The sequence below is a fragment of the Breoghania sp. JC706 genome, from assembly GCF_037026715.1.
Classification (GTDB): Bacteria; Pseudomonadota; Alphaproteobacteria; order Rhizobiales; family Stappiaceae; genus Breoghania.
Map to the genome: position 1 here is coordinate 378,926 of NZ_JBANCG010000001.1, position 19,209 is coordinate 398,134.

A 19,209-nucleotide genomic window follows, 5' to 3' on the forward strand; every position below is an offset into this window, starting at 1 on the left:
AACACAACGTCATCCTGAGGAGGGCCGTAAGGCCCGTCTCGAAGGATCGGCCACTTGCGCCCGTTCGTCCCGCGCGTCTGGGCCTCCCCTGCGTCATCTCGAATGAAAAGGTCAGGGCGCGGTGCGTTGGGGAGCAAGGCACCGCGCCCTTCTTCAAGCCGTCCGGCCCGGGGAGTGGCGGGAACGGCCTTGGAGAACTCTGGGGAGTGAGTTCTCCGGGGAGCCGGGGGCGCGCCGCCGGGGGCGGCGGCGCGAGGCAAGACGGATCAGAAGGGCAGCAGGATATCCAGCGCCTGGGAGCCGTAGCGCGGCTGCTGCACGTCGGTGATCTGGCCGCGGCCGCCATAGGCGATGCGGGCCTCGGCGATCTTGGAGCTGTCGATAGTGTTCTCCGCGCCGATATCCTCCGGCCTGATCACGCCGGCGACGATCAACTCGCGAACCTCGAAGTTGACCCGGACCTCCTGCCGGCCCTCGATCACCAGATTGCCGTTCGGCAGCACCTGTGTGACGACGGCGGCGACCTTGGTCTCAAGGGTCTCGGAGCGGTCGACCGTGCCGGATCCGGCCTGGCTTGAGGAACTGTCGGTGCTGACGAGGTCGGATGCGCTGGAACCGGCCGGTAGCAGGAACGTATTGATGGCGCTGCCGACCGCGCCGCCGGCGCCCACCGAATCCGAGCCGGTGCGCGTGCGCTTGGTGGCGTTGTCGATTTCCGCCTTGTCGGTGATTGTCACCACCACCGTGAGGATGTCGCCGATCTGGCGGGCGCGCTGGTCCTTGAAGAAGGAGCGGGAACCCGACTGCCACAGCGAATTCGCCGCGTAGTGGACCGGTTCGGGATGCGGCATGGGCATCTTCACCGGCCGGTAACCGGCTGTGGTGGTCGGATCCTGAATGGCGGAAAGTGCGGGCGTCTGGCCGATGTTCTTCAGCTTGTCGGCGGTGCCGCAGCCGGCCGCCAGAAGGCCGGCGGAACACACGAGGAGGGTGCGGAAGGGGGTCACTTGCGGGCCTCCTCAAGGCTTGCGATGCGTGCGGTGCGCGGCTGGACGGATACCCGGCCCGGCCCGGTCACGACCGCCTGGATGGTGCGGCGGGACTGGATGTTGAGAACGTCGATGACGTCGCCCTTCGTGCCGTCGGCCATGGCTTCGCCCTGCACCGTCAGCGTCAGGCCTGCGACCTTGTAGGTGATGATCACCTTGGAGCGACGCTCCACCGCGAGGGGCTCCTCGAAGTCGCGCGAGGCCAGCGGGCGGCCGGGTGCCATCGGCCGGCGCACCGCCATGCCGATGATGTTGGCCGGATCGGTGACCGTGTCGTCCCGCAGCGCGGTCTTCGGCACGCGGATCGTTTCCAGATCGTGGGCGCTCACCGTTTCGCCCCGCGCGATGCGCTTGGCGAAGGTGACGATCTCCGCCGTCTCCCGTGCGACGCCGAAGACGGTGAAACGCGCGTTCTCGTGTCCGTTCTCCACGGAAAAGAGGGCGTCGAAACGGCCGTTGTAGGACGAATATTCCAGGCGGAGGAGCTTCACCGGCTCAAGTGCGGCCGGGTCCGCGGTCAGCGTCGGCAGCGGGTCGGAATACTCGATTTCCAGATCGTCCGCGCTCTGGGATCCGGTGCGCGCCGCCAGTGCGGTGCGGATCAGCTTGGCGAGCGCCTCGGGACCGACGGATAGGGCAGCGCGGTGGACGACGACCTCCCGCACGCTTCCCGCATCGGCATCGCCAAGGCCTGCGGCGCGGGCCCGGCGAACCACATCGAACGCGGACACCGTGCCGGTGCGGCCGAGATCGGGCGCGCGGAAGAGGGCGCGGTCGGCATAGGGACCGGGGTTTTCGAAGAAGTCGCCGACGGTGACGATCTCGCGGGTCGCGGTAACCTTAACGCGCAGCGTCGGGCGCTGTGCGACGAGGGGGGCCGCCTCGGCGGCCGCGTTCAGCGCGGGCGCGCCGGACAGGCTTCCAGCCAGCGGCAGGGCCGCGGCGAGGGCGAGAAGGAGGAGATGACGCTTCATGGCTCAGGTTCCCCGGGCGTTAGCGAAGCTGGGAGCTCGTCTGCATCATTTCGTCTGCAGCCTGGATCACCTTCGAGTTCATCTCGTAGGCGCGCTGGGCGGAGATCAGGTCGGAGATTTCGGTGACCGCCTCCACGTTTGCGGCCTCCAGGTAGTTCTGCAGCAGCGTGCCGGTGCTGCCGTCGCCGGGAGTGGAGACGATCGGTGCGCCGGAGGCTTCCGTTTCCAGGAACAGGTTGTCGCCGATCGCCTGCAGGCCGCCCTTGTTGGTGAAGCGGGCGAGCTGGAGCTGGCCGAAGGTGGTGTTGGTGCCGTTCACCGTGCCCTGGACTGTGCCTTCGGTGTTGATGGTGATATCGAGCGCGGTATCCGGGATCGTGATCCCGGGCTGCACGGTATAGCCATCCACGGTGACGAGCTGACCGGTGGAGTCGAGCTCGAAGGAGCCGTCGCGGGTGTAGGCGGTGGTGCCGTCGGGCAGGTCGATCTGGAAAAAGCCCTCGCCCTTGATGGCGATGTCGGTTTCCTTTTCGGTCAACTCCGGCGTGCCCTGGGACATGATCCGGCTGGTCGCCGCGGTGCGCACGCCGGAGCCGAGCTGCACGCCCGTGGGCACCAACGTGCCGGCGGTGGAGGTGTCGGAACCGACGCGGCGCAGGTTCTGGTAGAGCAGGTCCTGGAACTCCGCACGCTGGCGCTTGTAGCCGGTGGTGCGCATGTTCGCGAGGTTGTTGGAAATGACTTCGACGTTCAGTTCCTGGGCCTTCATGCCCGTGGCGGCGATGTGGAGAGCTCTCATGGGCTCGTCTCCTGAAATTCTGTGCTGCGGGCCGGATTAGCTGTCGGTGGTGCCGAGCTTCTGGATGGCGTTGGTCATCAGATCGTTCTGGTCCTTCATCAGCTGGGCCACGGTCGTATAGGCGCGGGTGACCTCGATCATGCGGGTCATCTCCGTCACGCTTTCCACGTTGGAGCCTTCGAGCGCGCCCTGCTGCAGGCGCGGCGTGACCACGTCCGCGGGGGGCATCGCGTCGCTGGTCTCAAACAGATTTGAGCCGATGGGCGTCAGGGCGCTGTCGTTTTCGAAATTCACGATGCGCAGGCTTCCCCGCTGGCCCTGATTGGTGGAGATGGAGCCGTCGCGGGCGATGTTGATGTCGGTCTCGTCATCGGCGAAGACGATAGGACCGCCGTCGCCCATCACCGTGTAGCCGTCCGGGGTGACAAGCTCGCCGTTGCCGTTGATCTGGAAGTTGCCGGCACGGGTGTAGCGCTCGCCCTCGGGGGTTTCGACCGCGAAGAAGCCATCGCCGTTGATGGCGACGTCGAGCGGGTTGCCCGTCACGCGGATCTCGCCGCCGCTCATGTCGCGGAAGGAGCTGAAGTCCTGCACATACGACAGCGGCCGGTCCATGCGCCGGGGGAACTCGCTCATCCGGGCGACCGGCATCTGGTATTCCTCATAGAGCAGCTTCTCGTTCTTGAAGCCGCTCGTATTCAGATTCGCGAGATTGTTGGCGATGACCGCCAGCTGGCGCTTGAGCGCGGTCTGGCGCGTCAGCCCGATGAGCTCCGCATTCTCCATCGTTAACTTTCCTTATGCTCCCCAACGCCACGCCAATCTCCCCAGACGACGTGGCCGCCCTTACATGAGCACGAGCCGTGCCAGTTGCGCGGGCATTGAAAACAAAGGGAAAATTCCGACGCCTTGGTTAACAGCCGGCAATAATTGCCGTCTTTTCCTGCCCGCGGGCAAAGGCTGCCCGGCTGTTGACGAGCCGCATTCCGGCCTTGCGGAGGCCACATACGGGACAGTACGGCAACGATTTGGAAACCATTCGTTAACCATTATGACCCCTATATTAAGGAACGCGGGCGCACGGGGAGCATTCTGCGTCCACAACACGGCGGGGAGCCGTTAATGTCTGATGCGGAACAGGGCGCGGCCGAAGAGGTCGTCGCCGACGGCGAAGCGCCGTCCAAGAAGAAAAAGATCATCGTCATCGCTGCCGCCGTGGTGGTGCTGCTGCTCGTTGCGGGCGGCGCCGCTTATTTTCTGGGGCTGTTCGGTGGCGACGGCGGTTCCGGTGTGCCCCAGGCCGGAGGCGCGGGCGAGGCCGAGGTTGTTCCGCAGAAGGAAGTCTACTTCTACGATCTGCCGGAAATGACGGTGAACCTCGCCACGCAGGGCCAGGCGACGTACCTGAAGGTGCACATTTCGCTGGAAGTGGCCAATCGCAGCGTTGCTGACCAGATCGAGCCGTTTCTGCCGCGCGTCATTGATGCCTTTCAGGTCTACATGCGCGAGCTCAGGCCCATCGATCTGGAAGGTTCCGCCGGCCTGTTCCGGCTGAAGGAAGAGCTTTTGAGGCGCATCAACGTGGCGGTCTATCCGGCGCGCGTGGATGGCGTTCTCTTCAAGGAAATCCTGATCCAGTAGGACCGACGTTCATGGCCGACGATGACGACGACGACATGCTGGTCGAGGACCTGGACGCCGCCTGGGGCGATGCGCTCGCCGAACAGGGGGGCGGGGAGTCCGAGGACGACGATCTGGCGGCGGCCTGGGGCGCGGCTCTGGAAGAGCAGGGCGCCGGCAGCGCCGACGACATGGCTGCCCACTGGGCCTCTATGGTCGACCAGAGCGAGCCGGAGCTGGAAAGCGCCTCGCGCGGCGCCGACCGCATCCTGAACCAGGAGGAAATCGACAACCTCCTGGGCTTCAACATCGAGGACACCATTTCCGGCGAGACCAGCGGCATCCGCGCGCTGATCAATTCCTCGATGGTGTCCTACGAGCGTCTGCCGATGCTGGAGATCGTGTTCGACCGCCTGGTGCGGCTGACCACGACCTCGCTTCGCAACTTCACGTCCGACAACGTCGAGGTGTCGCTCGATTCCATCACCTCCGTGCGCTTCGGCGACTACCTGAATTCCATCCCGCTGCCGGCCATCCTCACCGTCTTCAAGGCCGAGGAATGGGACGGCTTCTGCATGGCGACGGTGGAATCGAGCCTGATCTACTCGATCATCGACGTTCTGCTGGGCGGCGGGCGCGGCGGGGCGCCGGTGCGCGTCGAGGGCCGGCCCTACACCACGATCGAGACCAACCTCGTGCGCCGGATGGTGGAGATCATCCTGGCCGATGCCGAGCTTGCCTTCGCGCCGCTGTCGCCGGTTCACTTCAATCTGGAGCGGCTGGAGACCAATCCGCGTTTCGCCGCCATCTCGCGCCCCGCGAATGCCGCCATCCTCGTGGAACTGCGCATCGACATGGAGGATCGCGGCGGCAAGATCGAAATCATGATGCCCTACGCGACGCTGGAGCCGATCCGCGATCTGCTCCTGCAGCAGTTCATGGGCGAGAAGTTCGGCCGCGACACGACGTGGGAAGGCCATCTGGCGACCGAAATCTATTCGGCGGAGATCGAGGTCGATGCCGTGCTCTACGAGACCGAGGTTCCGATCAGCCGGATCATGAAGATGGGGCTCGGCGACACGCTGATGTTCGATATCGGTCCCCAGGATCCGGTCTCGATCAAGTGCGGCAACATTCCGCTCACCGAGGGGCATCTCGGGCGGGTGGAGGACAATATCTCGATCGCCGTGAGCCGCGGGCTGCGCAAGCCGAAAATGACACTTTCCGCCTTCGAGAAGGCGATGCAAAAAGAGATGGAGTCGTCGTCGTGAGTCACCTTCCCCTGGGCCTGGTCATCGAAAGCCTCGTCGCTGTCCTTCTCGTCCTGACCATCGCCTATTGCGCGGTGCTCAATGGCCGGCTGAAGCGGTTGCGCTCCGACGAGGAGCAGCTGCGGGCCACCATTTCCGAGCTGATCACGACGACGGAGATCGCCGAGCGCGCCATTCTCGGTCTCAAGACCACGGCGGCGGAATGCGACCAGACCATCGCCCAGCGCCTCAGCCAGGCCGAACACCTGTCGGCGGAACTTGCGCGCCAGCTCGATACCGGCGAATCCGTGCTCACGCGCATTACCCAGATCGCGGAAGCGGCCGGGCGCGGCCAGGCTTCGGGCATCGGGGGAGCGCACGCGCCGCAGGCGATGCGTGCCGCAGTCGCCCCGCAGCAGCGCCCGCAGGCCCAGCAGCCGCAGCAGCCGGAAGCGCCGAAGTCGATCTCCGCCCAGGACCTGCGCGCCGCCGCCGCCGAGGCCGCAGCCCGTCTGGAGCGTTTCCGTCAGCGTAGCGGGGAGCGGGCGGCTTGAGCAGACTGCGCCTCCTTCATCTGGTCTTTCTGGCGACCGGTGCGCTGCTGGTGTTCAAGGGCATCGGCATCGTCACCATGTCCGGTTTCGTGCTGAGCCCGGTGCTTGAGGCATCGGCCCAGGGCGCAGACCCGGCGGTGCCTGCGGCCGGAGACGGGGCGCAGACGATGCCCGAACCCGCGCCGCAGCCGGCGGACGCGGGGCAGCCGGGCGACGCGGGGCAGGGCGGCGCCCCCGGGACCGATGCGGGCAACCTGCCGCTTCCCGGCGAGGCCGGCATGGGCAACGGCCAGATGCCGGCGGATGGCACCGTCATTCAGGGCAACGATCTCGGCCGCTCGCGCTCGGAGCGGGTGGTGCTGGAGCGGTTGCGGGCACGGCGCAAGGAACTCGACGAACGCGACGCGCGCCAGCAGCTGCGCGAGGATCTGCTGAAGGCGGCGGAGGCGCGCATCGAGAAGCGCGTGAACGAGCTGAAGGAGCTGGAAGATCGCATCGGGGTTGCGGTCGACGAGAAAAAAAAGAAGCAGGAGGAGGAATTCAAGACCCTGGCGCGGATGTACGAATCCATGCGAGCCAAGGATGCGGCGCGCATCTTCGATCGGCTCGATCTGCCGATTCTCGTCAAGGTTGCGCGTGCGATGAAGCCCGCCAAGGTCGCCGACGTCATGGCCAAGATGAAGCCGGAAGTGGCGGAGCGGCTGACGATCGAGCTGGCGACCAGTCGCGACGATGGGCTGGCCGCCTCGGCGGGAGACCTTCCGAAGATCCGCGGCAATTAACCGATTGTCGCGACTTTGGCGAATCGATGTAACAGCGCGTTAAGCCGGCTCGCGTAGGGTGAAGGTTTGGGGGCGGCTTTCCGGACGATGGATTGTGTGTGCATGACGGAGCGGTCACCCGCGTTGCAAGGCCCAGACGGCGTGTGTCCCGCGCGCCTTGCGCAAGCGTGCGCGGGCATGGCCTTGCGGGGCGCCGTCGCGCTGCTCCTGCTCCTGCTCCTTCTGGTTGTGATTGCCCTGCCGCTGGCCGGTGCCGCCAATGCGGCCGAGCGGCCGGTGGCCGATGTCCAGGCGAGCCAGCAGGACGGCTACGGCCGGATCGTCATCACCTTCCGCGACCGCACGCTCCTGCCGACCTATGACGCGCGCATCGCCAGCGGCGTGCTGCGCATCACCTTTCCCGAACCGGTCGACCTGCAGGTGCAGGGATCGATCTCGAGTGCGCTTTCCAACTACGTGTCCGTGGTCCGGCTCGATCCCGATGGTTCCGGCCTCAGGCTCGCGCTTTCCGGAGACGCCCGCATCAACACGATGGAGGCGGGCGAGAAACTGTTCGTCGATGTGCTGCCGGCGAACTGGTCCGGCCTGCCGCCGAGCCTGCCGGACGACGTGGTCAAGGAACTGGCCAAGCGCGCCGAAGCGGCCATGCGCAAGCTGCGCGAGATCGAGCAGGCGCAGCTTCACAACCGCAAGCTGCCCGGGGTGGAGCTGCGCGTCGGCGAGCATCCCACCTTCACGCGGCTGGTCTTCGAATGGACGGTACCGTTCGACTCGCAATTCGTGCGCGAGGGCGATCTGGTCAAGGTGCTGTTCAACCACGCCGTCGATCTCGATATCTCCGATCTGAAGGTCCACCTGCCGCCGGGCGTGGTGGACGTCACCGCCTTCAAGGCCGAGGACCGGTTGAACTTCCTCATGCGGGTCAACCCGTCCGTCGATATCCGCGCCTTCCGCGAGGGCGGCAACTATGTGCTCGACGTGGTCGGCGGACAGGTCGGGCCGTCCGATCCGGTCAACGCCAAGATGAGCAAGGCGCTGTCGGGCGACGCGCCGTCGGGCGTGAAGGAAATGGTTACGGCCGCCGGCATCGATACGGCGAAGGCGGACGGCTCCATGGACACGGCGCAGGATCCGGAGGCCCAGCCGGCAGAGCTCCTGGCCGCCGATGCGGTCGTCGCAGCCCAGGAGAACCGCCAGGCCGATGCGCCGGCGCCCGAGGCAGCTGCCCCGGCAACCACAGCCACGAACCCCGCAGCCCCGGCCCCCGCACCCCCGGCCCCCGCACCCCCGGCACAGGTTGCCGCGGCGCCGGCTACCCAGGTCCCCGCCACGCCGGCAGCTCAGGTCCCGGCCACGCCGGCACCCGCTGCGCCTGAAACCGCCACCGCGCCTGTTGCCGCACCGCCCGCGACGCCGCCTGCTGCCGCGAACCCGCCTGCCGCGACACCCTCGCCGGCCGAGGGGGCTGCGGCGCAGCGCGGCTTGCCGGAGCCCAAGCCGCAACAGGCCGCAGCCACTGACGCGCCAGCCTCGTCGCCCGTCGAGGCCCCCGCAGCTTCAGCCGAAGCGGCCCCTGCCGCCGCACCCGAGACTGTGGCCACACAGACGCAAGCTCCCCAGGCGCCCGCGTCTTCCGGGGACGACATCTCCAAGCTCATCGCGGACAACACCTTCCAGCCGGATACGCGGGCCTCTCCGCCGCCGGCGAGCCTGCCCGACGCGCGCCCCAACCCGGAGCTTGCCAACGACGCGCAATTTGCGGCCATCCGCAATTTCGTCAGCGTCGAGGCGCGCCGCATCGGCGATACGGTGCGCATCGTCTTCCCGTTCCTTGATCCCGTTTCCTCCGCCGTCTTCCGCCGTGGCGACACGCTGTGGCTGATCTTCGATACCGACGTTCCCATCGACCTCGGCGCGGCACGCACGGCGCTGAAGGGCACGACGAAATCGATGGAGATAGAGAAGCACGGCGACTGGCAGGCGCTCCGGGTGGAACTGTCCGACCGCGTGCTGACCACCGTCGGCACGGAAGGCTCGGGCTGGGTGCTGACCATCGGCGAGATGATCCTGGAGCCGTCCAAGCCGCTTGAGGTCAACCGCAACATGCGCGGCAACGGCGGCTCGATCCTGCGCATTCCCTTCGGCAAGCCGGTCGCTCACCACGTCTTCACCGATCCCGTCATCGGCGACAAGATCGAGGTCGTCACCGGCTTCGGTCCGGCCCGCGGCCTCATCAAGGGGCAGTCCTTCGTCGAGCTCGACACGTTGTCCTCCGCCCACGGCATCGCGATCGTGCCGCATGTGGACGATCTGGAGGTGGTCTTCTCCGGCGACGACGTGCTCGTGCAGCGCAAGGAGGGCGGCCTGTCCCTGTCGGGCGCCAACGCGCGCAACGGCGCCTTTCTCGGCAACGGCGAACCTCTCAATGCGCCGACCTACGGCGACCTGACCCGTCTGGTCACCAACAGCACGACCGAATACGTGCACGAATTGCGCCGCCGCGAGCTGGCACTTGCCGCGCTGCCGGCGGAAGAGCGCGGACCGGCACGGCTCGATTTCGCCCAGTTCCAGGTCGCGAACAATTTCGCGGCCGAGGCGCTGGGCATGCTGGATCTGGTGAAATCGGACAATCCGGCGGTCGTAAACGACGCGGTCTTCAACCTGACGAGCGGTGCGGCGAACGTCATGGCGGCGCGCCCGAAGGCGGCGCTGTCATACCTGGAACAGCCGATTCTGGAGGACAGCCCGGACGCGGCGGTGTGGCGGATGATGGCGGACGTCGCGCTCAACAAGTGGGCCGACGCCCGCGTCGCGCTGCCGAAGGCGCAGGCGGTGATCGGCAACTATCCGGTGACGTTCCAGGCCGAATTCAATCTGGCCGGGGCCAAGGCGCTGGTCGAGCTGAACGATTTCGGCACCGCCTCCGGCTTCCTGTCGGAAATCGACCCGACCTCTCTGTCGAAGACGCAGGCCGCGCGCTACGATGTGCTGCGCGGCCGGGTGGCCGATGCGGCCGGCCGCTCGGAAGAAGCGCTGCGCGCCTTCGACATCGTTGCCCGGTCCTCCGACCGTCCGCGCGCGGCGGAGGCGACCTACCGCGCGCTCAGGATCCGCTACCGCGACGGCGGCATTGATGCGGAGGAGGCGAAGAAGCGGCTCGAGGGGCTCACCACCATCTGGCGCGGCGATGAGACGGAACTGAAGTCGCTGCGCTTCCTCGCCCAGCTCGCGGCGGCCAACGGCGATTACCGCGAAGCCTTCGAGGCGATGCGCGCGGCGGTGGAGGCCGATCCCTCCTCGCAGACGACCCGGCTCCTGCAGGAAGAAATGCACGCGGTTTTCTCCTCGCTGTTTCTCGACGGCAAGGCGGACGAGCTTGAGCCCATCGATGCGCTGGCCCTCTACTACGATTTCCGCGAATTGACGCCGATCGGGGCCGATGGCGACGAGATGGTGCGCCGGCTGGCTGACCGGCTGATTTCCGTCGATCTCCTCGATCAGGCGGCCGAGCTGTTGCAATATCAGGTGGATCACCGGCTGAAGGGCGTGGCGCGCGCACAGATCGCGGCCGACCTGGCGCTGGTCTATCTGCTCGACCGCCAGCCGGAGCGCGCGCTGTCCGTCCTCAACCGCACGCGCCAGGCGCAGCTGCCCAAGACGCTCGACCGCCAGCGCCGGCTGGTGGAGGCGCGCGCGCTCGCCGACACCGACCGTGCCGATCTCGCCATGGAGCTCGTCTCCAACCTGCGCGGCCCCGAGGTCGACCGGCTGAGGGCCGACACCCTGTGGCAGGCCAAGCGCTGGCAGGAGGCGGGCGAGCAGCTGGAGCGCATGCACGGCGTGCGCTGGGCCGACGACATCGCGCTGGAGGACCGTGAGCGGCTCGACATCCTGCGCGCGGCCATCGCCTATTCGTTCGCCGGCGACCAGCTCGGCCTCGACCGGCTGCGGTCTAAGTACGTGTCGAAGATGGCCAACAGCCCGTCTGGCGCCGCCTTCGAGGTTGTGACGCGTCCGATCGACAGCAAGGGCGTTGAATTCATGAGCGTGGTGAAGAACATCGCCGCGGTGGACACGATGGAAAGCTTCCTCGACGAATACCGCCGCCACTACCTGAATTCCGACCGCTCCAGCGACGTGCCCGTCGGCATGGCAGAGGCCAGTCCGAGCGCGTCCTGAGCTACGCAACGTGGAATGAGCTGAGCAAGCTGCCTATCCCTCGAGACGCCCGCTTAAGCGGGCTCCTCAGGATGACGCTATTGTGTTGTCGATGCAGCGGAAGTTGCAACAGACACAACGTCATCCTGCGAGCCTGGCTCGAAAATGGCAGTGCTTTCTTTTTCCCGAATTCTGAGCCCCTTCAACCCCTTCCATCGTCATCACCCGGCGAAGTCCGGGTGATCCAGTGCGCCCCGAATGCTGCGGCTGGCAATGGATTGCCCGGACTTCGCCGGGCAATGACGACAGATGGGCGTAAGGGAAAATAGCGAAAGCGCATAACGCGATAGCGTTTTCGGGCCAGATATTGAGGAGCCTGCAACGCAGGTGTCTCGAAGGATGGACCGCCTTCTCCGACCGCTTGCTCCGGTCATCGCCAAGGCCACCGCCTCTCGGCGCGTGCGGCCTCAGCCGCCTGCGAAGGATCGCACAAGGCTTCCCGCGATGAGGTTCCAGCCGTCCACCAGCACGAAGAAGATCAGCTTGAACGGCAGCGAGATCACCACCGGCGGCAGCATCATCATGCCCATCGACATCAGCACCGAGGCGATGACGAGGTCGATGATCAGGAACGGCAGGTAAAGCAGGAAGCCGATCTCGAAGGCGCGGCGCAACTCGCCGATCATGAAGGCCGGGACCAGCACGCGCAGCGACAGGTCCTCCGGGCTCGCCGGCGGCTCCTGGTTCGCCATTTCCAGAAACAGGGCCAGGTCGTTCTCGCGCACGTTCGCCCGCATGAAGGCGTGGAACGGCACGACGGAGCGCTCGAAAGCCTGCTCGAAATCGATCTCGCCGGCCACCAGCGGCTGCACGCCGGTCTGGTAGGCGGTCTGGAAGGTCGGCGCCATGATGAAGGCGGTGAGGAACAGCGCGAGGCTGATCATCACCGAGTTCGGCGGCGCAGTCTGCAGGCCGATGGCAGAGCGCAGCAGCGACAGCACCACGATGATGCGCGTGAAGCTCGTCACCATGATCAGGATCGACGGCGCCAGGCTCAGCACCGTGATCAGGGCGACGAGCTGGACGGCGCGTTCCGTCAGCGTCGTGTTGTCGTCGAAGTTGATCGTGACCCCTTGCGCCCATGCGGCGCCGGCGGTGAGCGCGACGACGGCTGCCGCCGCTATCGCAATCGCCGCCGGACGGCTGATGCGGCCGGATCGCACCTTGATCATGACTTCGTGTTTCCGCCGATCTCCTTCAGGAGCTTCGCCATTTCTTCCTCGATCGTGTCGATGGTGACATCGCCGCTCGGGCCGGAACTCTCCTCATCTTCCGCCGAGGGCTCATCGGTGCGCGAGGGTGCGGGAGTGGCGACCTTCGGCGCGACTGGCGCGGCGGGCTCCGCCGGCTTGACGGGCGCGGGCTCCGCCTTTGCCTGAGCTTGCGAAGCCGCGCCGGCATCGTTGGCCGGCTTCGGTTCGGCCGGCTCTGCCTTCACCGGCTCCGGTCGGGTTTCCTGCCGATTTTCGGGCTTTGGCGCATCGGGCTCCGTCTGCCGCGCCGTCTCCGGCGTCGCGGCTTCCGGCTTGGCCTCGTCCGCCTTGGCCTCGTCCGGCTTGATGGGCGCAGGTGCCGCCTGCGCGGGCTTCACCGGTTCCGGGGCGGGGCCGAGCAGGGCTTCCTCCAGACCCGCGGCAAGATCGAGCTCGCCGCCGGAGAAGGCCGGGGCCTTTGCCGCCGGACGAGCTTCCTCGGCCTTCGGCTTTTCGTCTGCACCGGTTGCTTCCGTCGCCTTGTCGGTAGCTTCGCCGGGTGTCTTCGGGCCCGCGTCCGGAGCCTTTGCGGGTTCGGGCTCTGCACCGCGTGCGGTGGCCGGGCTCTCCGGGCGCTGGACGGCTTCCTGAGCACTCTGTGGCGCGGGGCCGGATGCCGCTGCCGCCTGGGGGGCGGGTTTCGGCTCGGCCTGCGGTTCGGTTTCGGCCTGAGGTTGGGGCGCTGCGTCCGCCGCTGCCGGCGAAGGCGATACGTCGACACTTACCGGACGTGGCGTGATGCGCGACATCTCGAAACGAGGCTCATTGCGTGTCCCTGGGCCCGTCCCTGGGCGCGTCTCGGGGCGCTGGTCGGACCGTGCCCCGTTGCCGTTTTCCTTCGCCGTTCCGTTGCCGGGGGTGCCATTTCCCGGAACGCCGTTCCCCCGCGCACCCTGAGCCGCTGCACCCTGAGCCGCTGGGCCCTGAGCCGCTGGGCCCTGAGGATGGGCGCTTGCGCGGTAGGGCTGGTTCAGGCTGCCGAAGTTCGCCGGCGGACGGGGCTCGGCGCGCGGCTCCATGCGAGGTTCGGGGCGGGGTTCGGGGCGGGATTCCGGGCGGGGCTCCTGACGGGGCATCGTCTGGGCGGCGGCCGGGTGTGCCGCCGGCTGCGAAGGCGCCGTGGCCTGGGGGGCGGACGGCTGCGCGGGCCGGGCGGGGCTCGCGGGCTCGCGGGCCGGCGGGGTTGCCGTCTTCTCGCGGGCGTCGCCGTTCTCGCCGCTCTCCGACGTGCTGGAGCCGCGTTTTTCGGAAAGGCTGGTGCGGAAACGGGCGACCGCCTGGGCCGCGCCCGCAACGGCGGAGCCGGCCCGCATCATGCCGGCCGCGCCACGGCGCTCGCTTTCGCCACTCTCTGCCGGGCCGGCGGAGGCGTCGCGCGCCTCGTCCGTCTTTGTGCCGCGCTGCGCGGCGTCGAAAGGCCACAGCCGCTTGCGCTGCTCCGGCGCACCGGCCTCGGCAGGCTGCTGCGGCGCGGCCTGCTGGGGCGCCTGTTGCTGGCTGCCGGGGCGCTGTTGCGCTTCGGGGCGCGATGGCTCAAAGCGCGCGGCGTCGTCGCGCCGGAAGGTCTGGCCTTGCGGATGCTGCGGCTGAGGATGCTGGCCCTGAGGATGTGGGGCCTGAGGGTGCGGGGCCTGGGGCGCTTGTGCCTGGGGGCGCCCGAAGTTCGGCTGCTGAGGAGGCAGCGGGCGGGCGGCGCCGGCCTGCGCATCCGCCGGGTGCAGCGGCATGGTCTGGGGTACGGGCCGTTGATGCTGCCCGGCCTCGTTGGCGACCGTCGGCGCCGGCGGCGAAACCTGCGGCTGCGGCATGGCCGGCTGCGGCGCGGGCTGCAGCTGGCGCTGTGCGGGCGCCGGCTGCTGCGGCATCTGGCCGGGATAGGGCTGGTGATGGTTCTGCCCGGCGCGCGGATAGCTGCTGGCCGGCTGAACGCGCACGATGTTCTGCTCAACCACCACGTCGGACGGGCCGCCGATCAGCAGCAGGTGCTCGATGTTGTCGCGCCGGATCAGGATCAGCCTGCGGCGGGCGTCGAGCGCGGCATGGTCCATCACGGCGATGCGCGGCTGACGGTTGCGCGGCACGCGCCCCATCCCGCCGCCGCCGACGCGGCGCAGGATCCAGATGACCACGGCAAACAACCCCAGAACGACCAGCAGGGCGATGACGAATTGCAGCCCGCGGGCAAAGCCGGGGTCGAGGTTGAATGCCTCCTCCAGCCAGGTGTTCATTAAGTCCTCACTGTCGTTTTATCGCTGCCCGTTGTGCGCCTTGAGCAACCATCCGTCGCGCGGGCCGTCTAGCGGGCACGCGGCAAGGCGGAAAAGTCGCGCCGGCCTGCGGCTTTTGAGTCGTCGCCGCATCCTATTCGGAGTTTCTCTTACAATCTTGGCGTCGCTTTGTCCCGTTTTCGAGCAGATTCCCGCATTTCACCAAGGCAAATTCAACGGCTTTTCGCCCGCGCAGCCCGCGTTGTTTGTCTCCCGCCGCGCCCGGGCGCGGCCCTGCAAGGGCCCATGCGCCCTCCGCGTTCGCTTTTTTTGACCCTTTCTCGTGCCGGGTTGCCGCGTGCGGAATATTCCCCGCGATTGCGGCGACGGAAGCCGTTCACGGTCGCTCAAGGTTAACAGATGTGGGAAAAATTTGCCGGTCAGAAACAATGCGGATGGCAGGCTTGAGGCGGTCTGCTACGTGAAAGACCGAGGTTTTGCGCCAGTTTTGCGTTACCGAAAACTTAACGGCGTTAACACCTCGTTAACCATCGGGGCGGCAAGATGTACCAAATGTTAATAACGTCCCCGCAAGCCGGCGGGGGTGTTTCAGGAGCCGTCGCATGGGCATTTCAGATCTTTCCGTCTTTCAGGCCCTGAAGACAAAGATGCAGTGGCATCAGGAACGCCAGCAGGTGTTGTCGGAGAACGTCGCGAACGCCGATACGCCCGGCTACATCGGCCGCGATCTGAAAGCGCCCACCTTCAGCGATTCGCTGAACCGCTCCGGCGTGAAGCCGGTGACGTTGGCGGTGACGGAGCCGGGTCACATGCACGCCTCTAGTTCGCGGGGGCTCGGAGATCCGCGCAAGGTCGGCTCCTTCGAGGTGACGCCGGACGACAATTCCGTGGTGCTGGAGGAGCAGATGATGAAGGTCACCTCCAACCAGATGGACTACCAGGCGGCGGCGACCCTCTATTCGCGCGGTCTCGGCATGATCAAGACCGCGATCGGCAAGAGCTGACGCAGGTCGGAGCCGGTACCGAAGAGAACGGCGGGACATAGGTCCCGCGAGGCCCTGATTGGAGGCCGGATATGGATTTCATGAAGTCGCTGATGATCGCCGCCTCGGGCCTCAAGGCCCAGAGCGGGCGCATGCGCGTCATCGCGGAGAACATCGCCAACGCCGATTCCATCGGTCGCACGCCGAACGAGGATCCCTACCGGCGCAAGATCGCGACGTTTCAGTCGAAGCTCGACCGGGAACTCGACGCCAAGACGGTGCAGCTCGGCCGCATTCAGGAAGACCGGTCGGATTTCAAGACGCGCTACGAGCCGGGCAACCCGGCCGCCGACGAGAACGGCAACGTGCGGCTTCCCAATGTCGACACGCTGATTGAGACGGTCGACATGCGAGAGGCGCAGCGCTCCTACGAGGCGAACCTCAACGTCATCCAGTCGACGCGCCGCATGCTGCAGCGGACCATCGACATTCTTCGCGCCTGAACGGCGGCACGCCGCAGCAGGGCGTGACCGCCTTGCCAAGACACCCAAGCGAATACGGACCTCAAGGCCATGACACTTCCGTCGATCGCCGCAAACGCCTACCAGAACGCCGCCCGCCTCGCCGGCAAGGGGGCCGCGCTCAACACCGAGGTCAAGGACGACGCGCTGTCTCCGAACTTCGGCGACATGGTCAAGTCGGCCGTGGAAGGCGTGGTCGATCAGGGCAAGGTTGCCGATACCAAGACCGTCGACATGATGAACGGCAAGGCCAACGTCATCGACGTGGTAACGGCGGTGTCGGAGACGGAAGTCGCGTTGCAGACGATGGTTTCGGTGCGCGACAAGGTGATCTCGGCCTACGAAGAGATCATGCGCATGTCGATCTGAGCGCTCGGCTGGGTGGGGCGTGCGGCCGTGTTCGGAGCCTTTGCCCGCGGCTTTTCGATCCGCGGCTTTTTCGCTTGCGGCCCATCCTTCGAGACGGCGCTTCGCGCCTCCTCAGGATGACGTTGTGTGTGTTGATGCGGTCTTCAAAACCAGCCACCCGAGGACGTCATCCTGAGGAGGCGTCGCAGACGCCGTCTCGAAGGATGGGCCACAGGCACCCGAACCACATGCCGATCCGCCCCGCGCATCGCGACAACGGACAGGTGTGCATGGCGGGGCGACTCCGTCTAGGATGATAACCGGTCATTAACCATGCGTGGCCGGCCGGACCACGTTGGCGAACGACACCAGCAGCAAGCGGGATGATCTGAGGTGAACGGAGCGGAAGTGCTCGATATCGGCCGAGAAGGCCTTTTCGTGCTGATCAAGATGCTGACCCCGGTGATGGTGGTGGGGCTCGGCGTCGGGCTCATCGTCGCGCTGTTCCAGGCGCTGACCCAGATCCAGGAAATGACGCTGGTGTTCGTGCCGAAGATCCTGGCGATCTTCCTCACGCTGATGCTGGTGCTGCCGTTCATGGGGCAGGCGCTGGCGACCTACATGAACCAGATCATGACGCTGATCATACAGGGCCAGGGCTGAGGGGGCGGCGGGTGACAGTCTCCTTCCTGCCCCAGATCGCGCTTTTGTTCATGCTGATCTTCGCGCGGCTGGGCACGATGATGATGCTGCTGCCGGCGCTGGGCGAATCCAACATCCCTCCGCGCATCCGCCTGTCGCTGGCGCTGCTTCTGGCGATGCTGCTCTATCCGATGCTGGCCGGGCGCTATCCGGCCGCGGTGCCCAACAATTTCGGCGCGCTGATCGTCATGTTCGGTTCCGAATTCGTGGTCGGGCTGTTCATCGGCCTGTCGGTGCGCCTCATCATGGCGGGCATCCAGATCGCCGGCACGATCATCGCCCAGCAGTCGAGCCTCGCCATGGCCATGGCCTTCGATCCCACCCAGGCGCAGCAGGGCGTGCTGTTTGCCAACTTCCTGTCGTTGCTGGCGGTCACGCTGATCTTCGCCACCAACCTCCACTATCTCGTCATCGCCGCGCTCAACGACAGCTTCACGCTGTTTCCGCCGGGCCAGTGGATGCCGGTCGGCGATCTGGCGAAAAGCGCGGTCGACACGGTGGCCGCGGCCTTTTCCATCGCCATGCGCATCTCCTCGCCCTTCATGGTGTTCGGGCTCGTCTTCTATTTCGGGCTCGGCCTGCTCAACCGCCTGATGCCGCAGATGCAGATCTTCTTCATCGCCATGCCGGCGAACATCTTTCTCGGCATCGGCCTTCTGATGCTGCTGCTGGCGACCCTTATGACCTGGTACATGGGCCATATCGAGCAGGTGCTCGGCCGGTTCGTGGTGCGCTAGGGAGCCCGGACCATGGCCGAGAGCGATCAATCCGAAAAAACGGAAGACCCGACACAGAAGAAGCTCGACGAGGCGCTGAAGCGCGGCGACGTGGCCAAGAGCCAGGAGGTCTCCACCTGGTTCTCGCTCGTCGGCGCCGCCCTCGTCGTCGCCATGTTCGCTCCCTCCATCGCCGGCAGGCTCGGCAGCGACATGACCGGCATTCTCGCCAATTCCTGGCAGATCCCGATCGATTCCGGCGGCGTGCGGGAACTGTTCTTCTCCTCCGGCATGATGATCATCGCGGCCGTCGGGTTGCCGTTCCTGTTCCTGGTGGTGCTCGCGGTGGCGGGAAACCTGGTGCAGCACCGCTTCGTGTGGTCGGGCGAGAACATGAAGCCGAAGCTGTCGAAGGTCTCGCCCCTTTCCGGCGCCAAGCGCATTTTCTCCAAGGACAGCCTCGTCAACTTCACCAAGGGTGTGGTCAAGATCGCCGCGGTCGGCGCGCTGATGTTCGCGGTGCTGTGGCCGATGCGCGACGAGCTGGACACCATGGTGAGGCGCGACGTCGTGATGATCCTGCCGGAGACGCGCGAGATCTCGCTGCAGCTGCTGGGTGCGATCATCGCGCTGATGGCGGTGGTGGCGGCGGCCGATTTCCTGTGGCAGCGCCACAAGTGGTACGAGCGCCAGAAAATGACGATCCAGGAGATCAAGGACGAGTACAAGCAGTCGGAAGGCGACCCGATGGTCAAGGGCCGCATCCGCCAGATCCGCATGGAACGCGCGCGCAAGCGCATGATGGCGGCTGTGCCGAGTGCGACCGTGGTCGTCACCAACCCGACCCACTATGCCGTGGCGCTGAAATACGAGGACGGCATGCAGGCGCCGCTCTGCGTCGCCAAGGGCTCCGATCAGGTTGCGCTGAAGATCCGCGAGATCGCCAAGGCCAATGACGTTCCGATCGTGGAAAACCCGCCGCTTGCCCGCACCCTTTACGCGCAGATCGAGATCGACCAGGAAATTCCCGAAGAGCATTACCGCGCGGTCGCGGAGGTGATCGGCTACGTGATGCGCCTGAAGAAGAAGAAATCGTGGCGGCGCAATTGATCCCGAATGCCTCAGGCTTCAAGTTGACGCGCCGAATTCGGGCGCCGCATTTCGCGAAAACGGGTGAATCGCGCGGGAATCGTGGTATCCGTCAGCTTCGCG

General features: G+C 66.4%; 17 protein-coding genes. 11 read left to right on the forward strand and 6 right to left on the reverse strand.

What is annotated here, in order from left to right; all coding sequences use genetic code 11:
• Positions 1–266: 266 nt before the first annotated feature.
• From flgH to flgF, 4 genes are read right to left on the reverse strand one after another with little or no spacing between them, the layout of a single operon-like run.
• On the reverse strand, positions 267–1,007 hold the full coding sequence (gene flgH, locus V2L18_RS01635; protein ID WP_336175992.1) for a flagellar basal body L-ring protein FlgH: 741 nt from the start codon (positions 1,005–1,007) through the stop codon (positions 267–269).
• On the reverse strand, positions 1,004–2,023 hold the full coding sequence (gene flgA / locus V2L18_RS01640) for a flagellar basal body P-ring formation chaperone FlgA (RefSeq protein WP_336175993.1): 1,020 nt from the start codon (positions 2,021–2,023) through the stop codon (positions 1,004–1,006). Before flgA ends, flgH begins: the two co-directional genes overlap by 4 nt.
• 19 nt (positions 2,024–2,042) lie before the next feature.
• On the reverse strand, positions 2,043–2,822 hold the full coding sequence (gene flgG / locus V2L18_RS01645) for a flagellar basal-body rod protein FlgG (protein ID WP_336175994.1): 780 nt from the start codon (positions 2,820–2,822) through the stop codon (positions 2,043–2,045).
• Positions 2,823–2,858: 36 nt separating this feature from the next.
• Entirely contained in the window at positions 2,859–3,608 is a 750-nt protein-coding gene (gene flgF / locus V2L18_RS01650) for a flagellar basal-body rod protein FlgF (protein ID WP_336175996.1), read from the reverse strand.
• A 336-nt stretch (positions 3,609–3,944) separates the two neighbouring features.
• Between flgF and V2L18_RS01655 the strand changes: the two genes are divergently transcribed.
• The 5 genes from V2L18_RS01655 (at position 3,945) to V2L18_RS01675 (ending at position 11,207) form a co-directional block, all read left to right on the forward strand.
• Complete coding sequence (locus V2L18_RS01655) at positions 3,945–4,463, forward strand: flagellar basal body-associated FliL family protein (protein ID WP_336175997.1); 519 nt, start codon at positions 3,945–3,947, stop codon at positions 4,461–4,463.
• 11 nt (positions 4,464–4,474) lie between these two features.
• The gene (gene fliM, locus V2L18_RS01660) at positions 4,475–5,713 is read left to right on the forward strand and encodes a flagellar motor switch protein FliM (protein WP_336175999.1); all 1,239 of its coding nucleotides are present in this window, start codon (positions 4,475–4,477) and stop codon (positions 5,711–5,713) included.
• A complete protein-coding gene (locus V2L18_RS01665) occupies positions 5,710–6,246 on the forward strand; it encodes a DUF6468 domain-containing protein (protein WP_336176001.1) in 537 nt (178 codons plus the stop codon). The genes fliM and V2L18_RS01665 overlap by 4 nt, the downstream gene beginning before the upstream one ends.
• Complete coding sequence (locus tag V2L18_RS01670; RefSeq protein WP_336176003.1) at positions 6,243–7,028, forward strand: hypothetical protein; 786 nt, start codon at positions 6,243–6,245, stop codon at positions 7,026–7,028. Before V2L18_RS01665 ends, V2L18_RS01670 begins: the two co-directional genes overlap by 4 nt.
• A gap of 177 nt (positions 7,029–7,205) precedes the next feature.
• The gene (locus tag V2L18_RS01675; protein WP_336176004.1) at positions 7,206–11,207 is read left to right on the forward strand and encodes a hypothetical protein; all 4,002 of its coding nucleotides are present in this window, start codon (positions 7,206–7,208) and stop codon (positions 11,205–11,207) included.
• Positions 11,208–11,653: 446 nt separating this feature from the next.
• Here V2L18_RS01675 and fliP read toward each other — a convergent pair whose 3' ends face one another.
• The gene (fliP, locus tag V2L18_RS01680; RefSeq protein ID WP_336176006.1) at positions 11,654–12,418 is read right to left on the reverse strand and encodes a flagellar type III secretion system pore protein FliP; all 765 of its coding nucleotides are present in this window, start codon (positions 12,416–12,418) and stop codon (positions 11,654–11,656) included.
• Positions 12,415–14,727 carry a flagellar biosynthetic protein FliO gene (locus V2L18_RS01685; RefSeq protein WP_336176008.1) on the reverse strand — a complete coding sequence of 771 codons (2,313 nt, stop codon included), beginning with the start codon at positions 14,725–14,727 and terminating at the stop codon, positions 12,415–12,417. The genes fliP and V2L18_RS01685 overlap by 4 nt, the downstream gene beginning before the upstream one ends.
• Before the next feature lie 602 nt (positions 14,728–15,329).
• On the opposite strand from V2L18_RS01685, the gene flgB reads away from it, so the two are divergent.
• The 6 genes from flgB to flhB all read left to right on the forward strand — a co-directional run bounded on the left by flgB (position 15,330) and on the right by flhB (position 19,107).
• Complete coding sequence (gene flgB / locus V2L18_RS01690) at positions 15,330–15,731, forward strand: flagellar basal body rod protein FlgB (protein WP_336176010.1); 402 nt, start codon at positions 15,330–15,332, stop codon at positions 15,729–15,731.
• A gap of 71 nt (positions 15,732–15,802) precedes the next feature.
• Complete coding sequence (gene flgC / locus V2L18_RS01695; protein WP_336176012.1) at positions 15,803–16,213, forward strand: flagellar basal body rod protein FlgC; 411 nt, start codon at positions 15,803–15,805, stop codon at positions 16,211–16,213.
• Between the two features lie 69 nt (positions 16,214–16,282).
• Entirely contained in the window at positions 16,283–16,600 is a 318-nt protein-coding gene (locus tag V2L18_RS01700) for a flagellar hook-basal body complex protein FliE (protein WP_336176014.1), read from the forward strand.
• Positions 16,601–16,972: 372 nt separating this feature from the next.
• On the forward strand, positions 16,973–17,242 hold the full coding sequence (gene fliQ, locus V2L18_RS01705; protein ID WP_336176016.1) for a flagellar biosynthesis protein FliQ: 270 nt from the start codon (positions 16,973–16,975) through the stop codon (positions 17,240–17,242).
• 11 nt (positions 17,243–17,253) lie between these two features.
• Complete coding sequence (gene fliR / locus V2L18_RS01710; protein WP_336176018.1) at positions 17,254–18,018, forward strand: flagellar biosynthetic protein FliR; 765 nt, start codon at positions 17,254–17,256, stop codon at positions 18,016–18,018.
• A 12-nt stretch (positions 18,019–18,030) separates the two neighbouring features.
• Complete coding sequence (gene flhB / locus V2L18_RS01715) at positions 18,031–19,107, forward strand: flagellar biosynthesis protein FlhB (RefSeq protein ID WP_336176020.1); 1,077 nt, start codon at positions 18,031–18,033, stop codon at positions 19,105–19,107.
• The last annotated feature ends 102 nt before the right edge of the window (positions 19,108–19,209 follow it).

What these genes read in the sequence shown, in the direction of transcription:
- flgA (WP_336175993.1), bottom strand. Translation starts at nt 2,023, where the DNA reads ATGAAGCGTCATCTCCTCCTTCTCGCCCTCGCCGCGGCCCTGCCGCTG.
- flgG (WP_336175994.1), bottom strand. Translation starts at nt 2,822, where the DNA reads ATGAGAGCTCTCCACATCGCCGCCACGGGCATGAAGGCCCAGGAACTG.
- flgF (WP_336175996.1), bottom strand. Translation starts at nt 3,608, where the DNA reads ATGGAGAATGCGGAGCTCATCGGGCTGACGCGCCAGACCGCGCTCAAG.
- V2L18_RS01655 (WP_336175997.1), top strand. Translation starts at nt 3,945, where the DNA reads ATGTCTGATGCGGAACAGGGCGCGGCCGAAGAGGTCGTCGCCGACGGC.
- fliM (WP_336175999.1), top strand. Translation starts at nt 4,475, where the DNA reads ATGGCCGACGATGACGACGACGACATGCTGGTCGAGGACCTGGACGCC.
- V2L18_RS01675 (WP_336176004.1), top strand. Translation starts at nt 7,206, where the DNA reads ATGGCCTTGCGGGGCGCCGTCGCGCTGCTCCTGCTCCTGCTCCTTCTG.
- fliP (WP_336176006.1), bottom strand. Translation starts at nt 12,418, where the DNA reads ATGATCAAGGTGCGATCCGGCCGCATCAGCCGTCCGGCGGCGATTGCG.
- V2L18_RS01685 (WP_336176008.1), bottom strand. Translation starts at nt 14,727, where the DNA reads ATGAACACCTGGCTGGAGGAGGCATTCAACCTCGACCCCGGCTTTGCC.
- flgB (WP_336176010.1), top strand. Translation starts at nt 15,330, where the DNA reads ATGGGCATTTCAGATCTTTCCGTCTTTCAGGCCCTGAAGACAAAGATG.
- flgC (WP_336176012.1), top strand. Translation starts at nt 15,803, where the DNA reads ATGGATTTCATGAAGTCGCTGATGATCGCCGCCTCGGGCCTCAAGGCC.
- V2L18_RS01700 (WP_336176014.1), top strand. Translation starts at nt 16,283, where the DNA reads ATGACACTTCCGTCGATCGCCGCAAACGCCTACCAGAACGCCGCCCGC.
- flhB (WP_336176020.1), top strand. Translation starts at nt 18,031, where the DNA reads ATGGCCGAGAGCGATCAATCCGAAAAAACGGAAGACCCGACACAGAAG.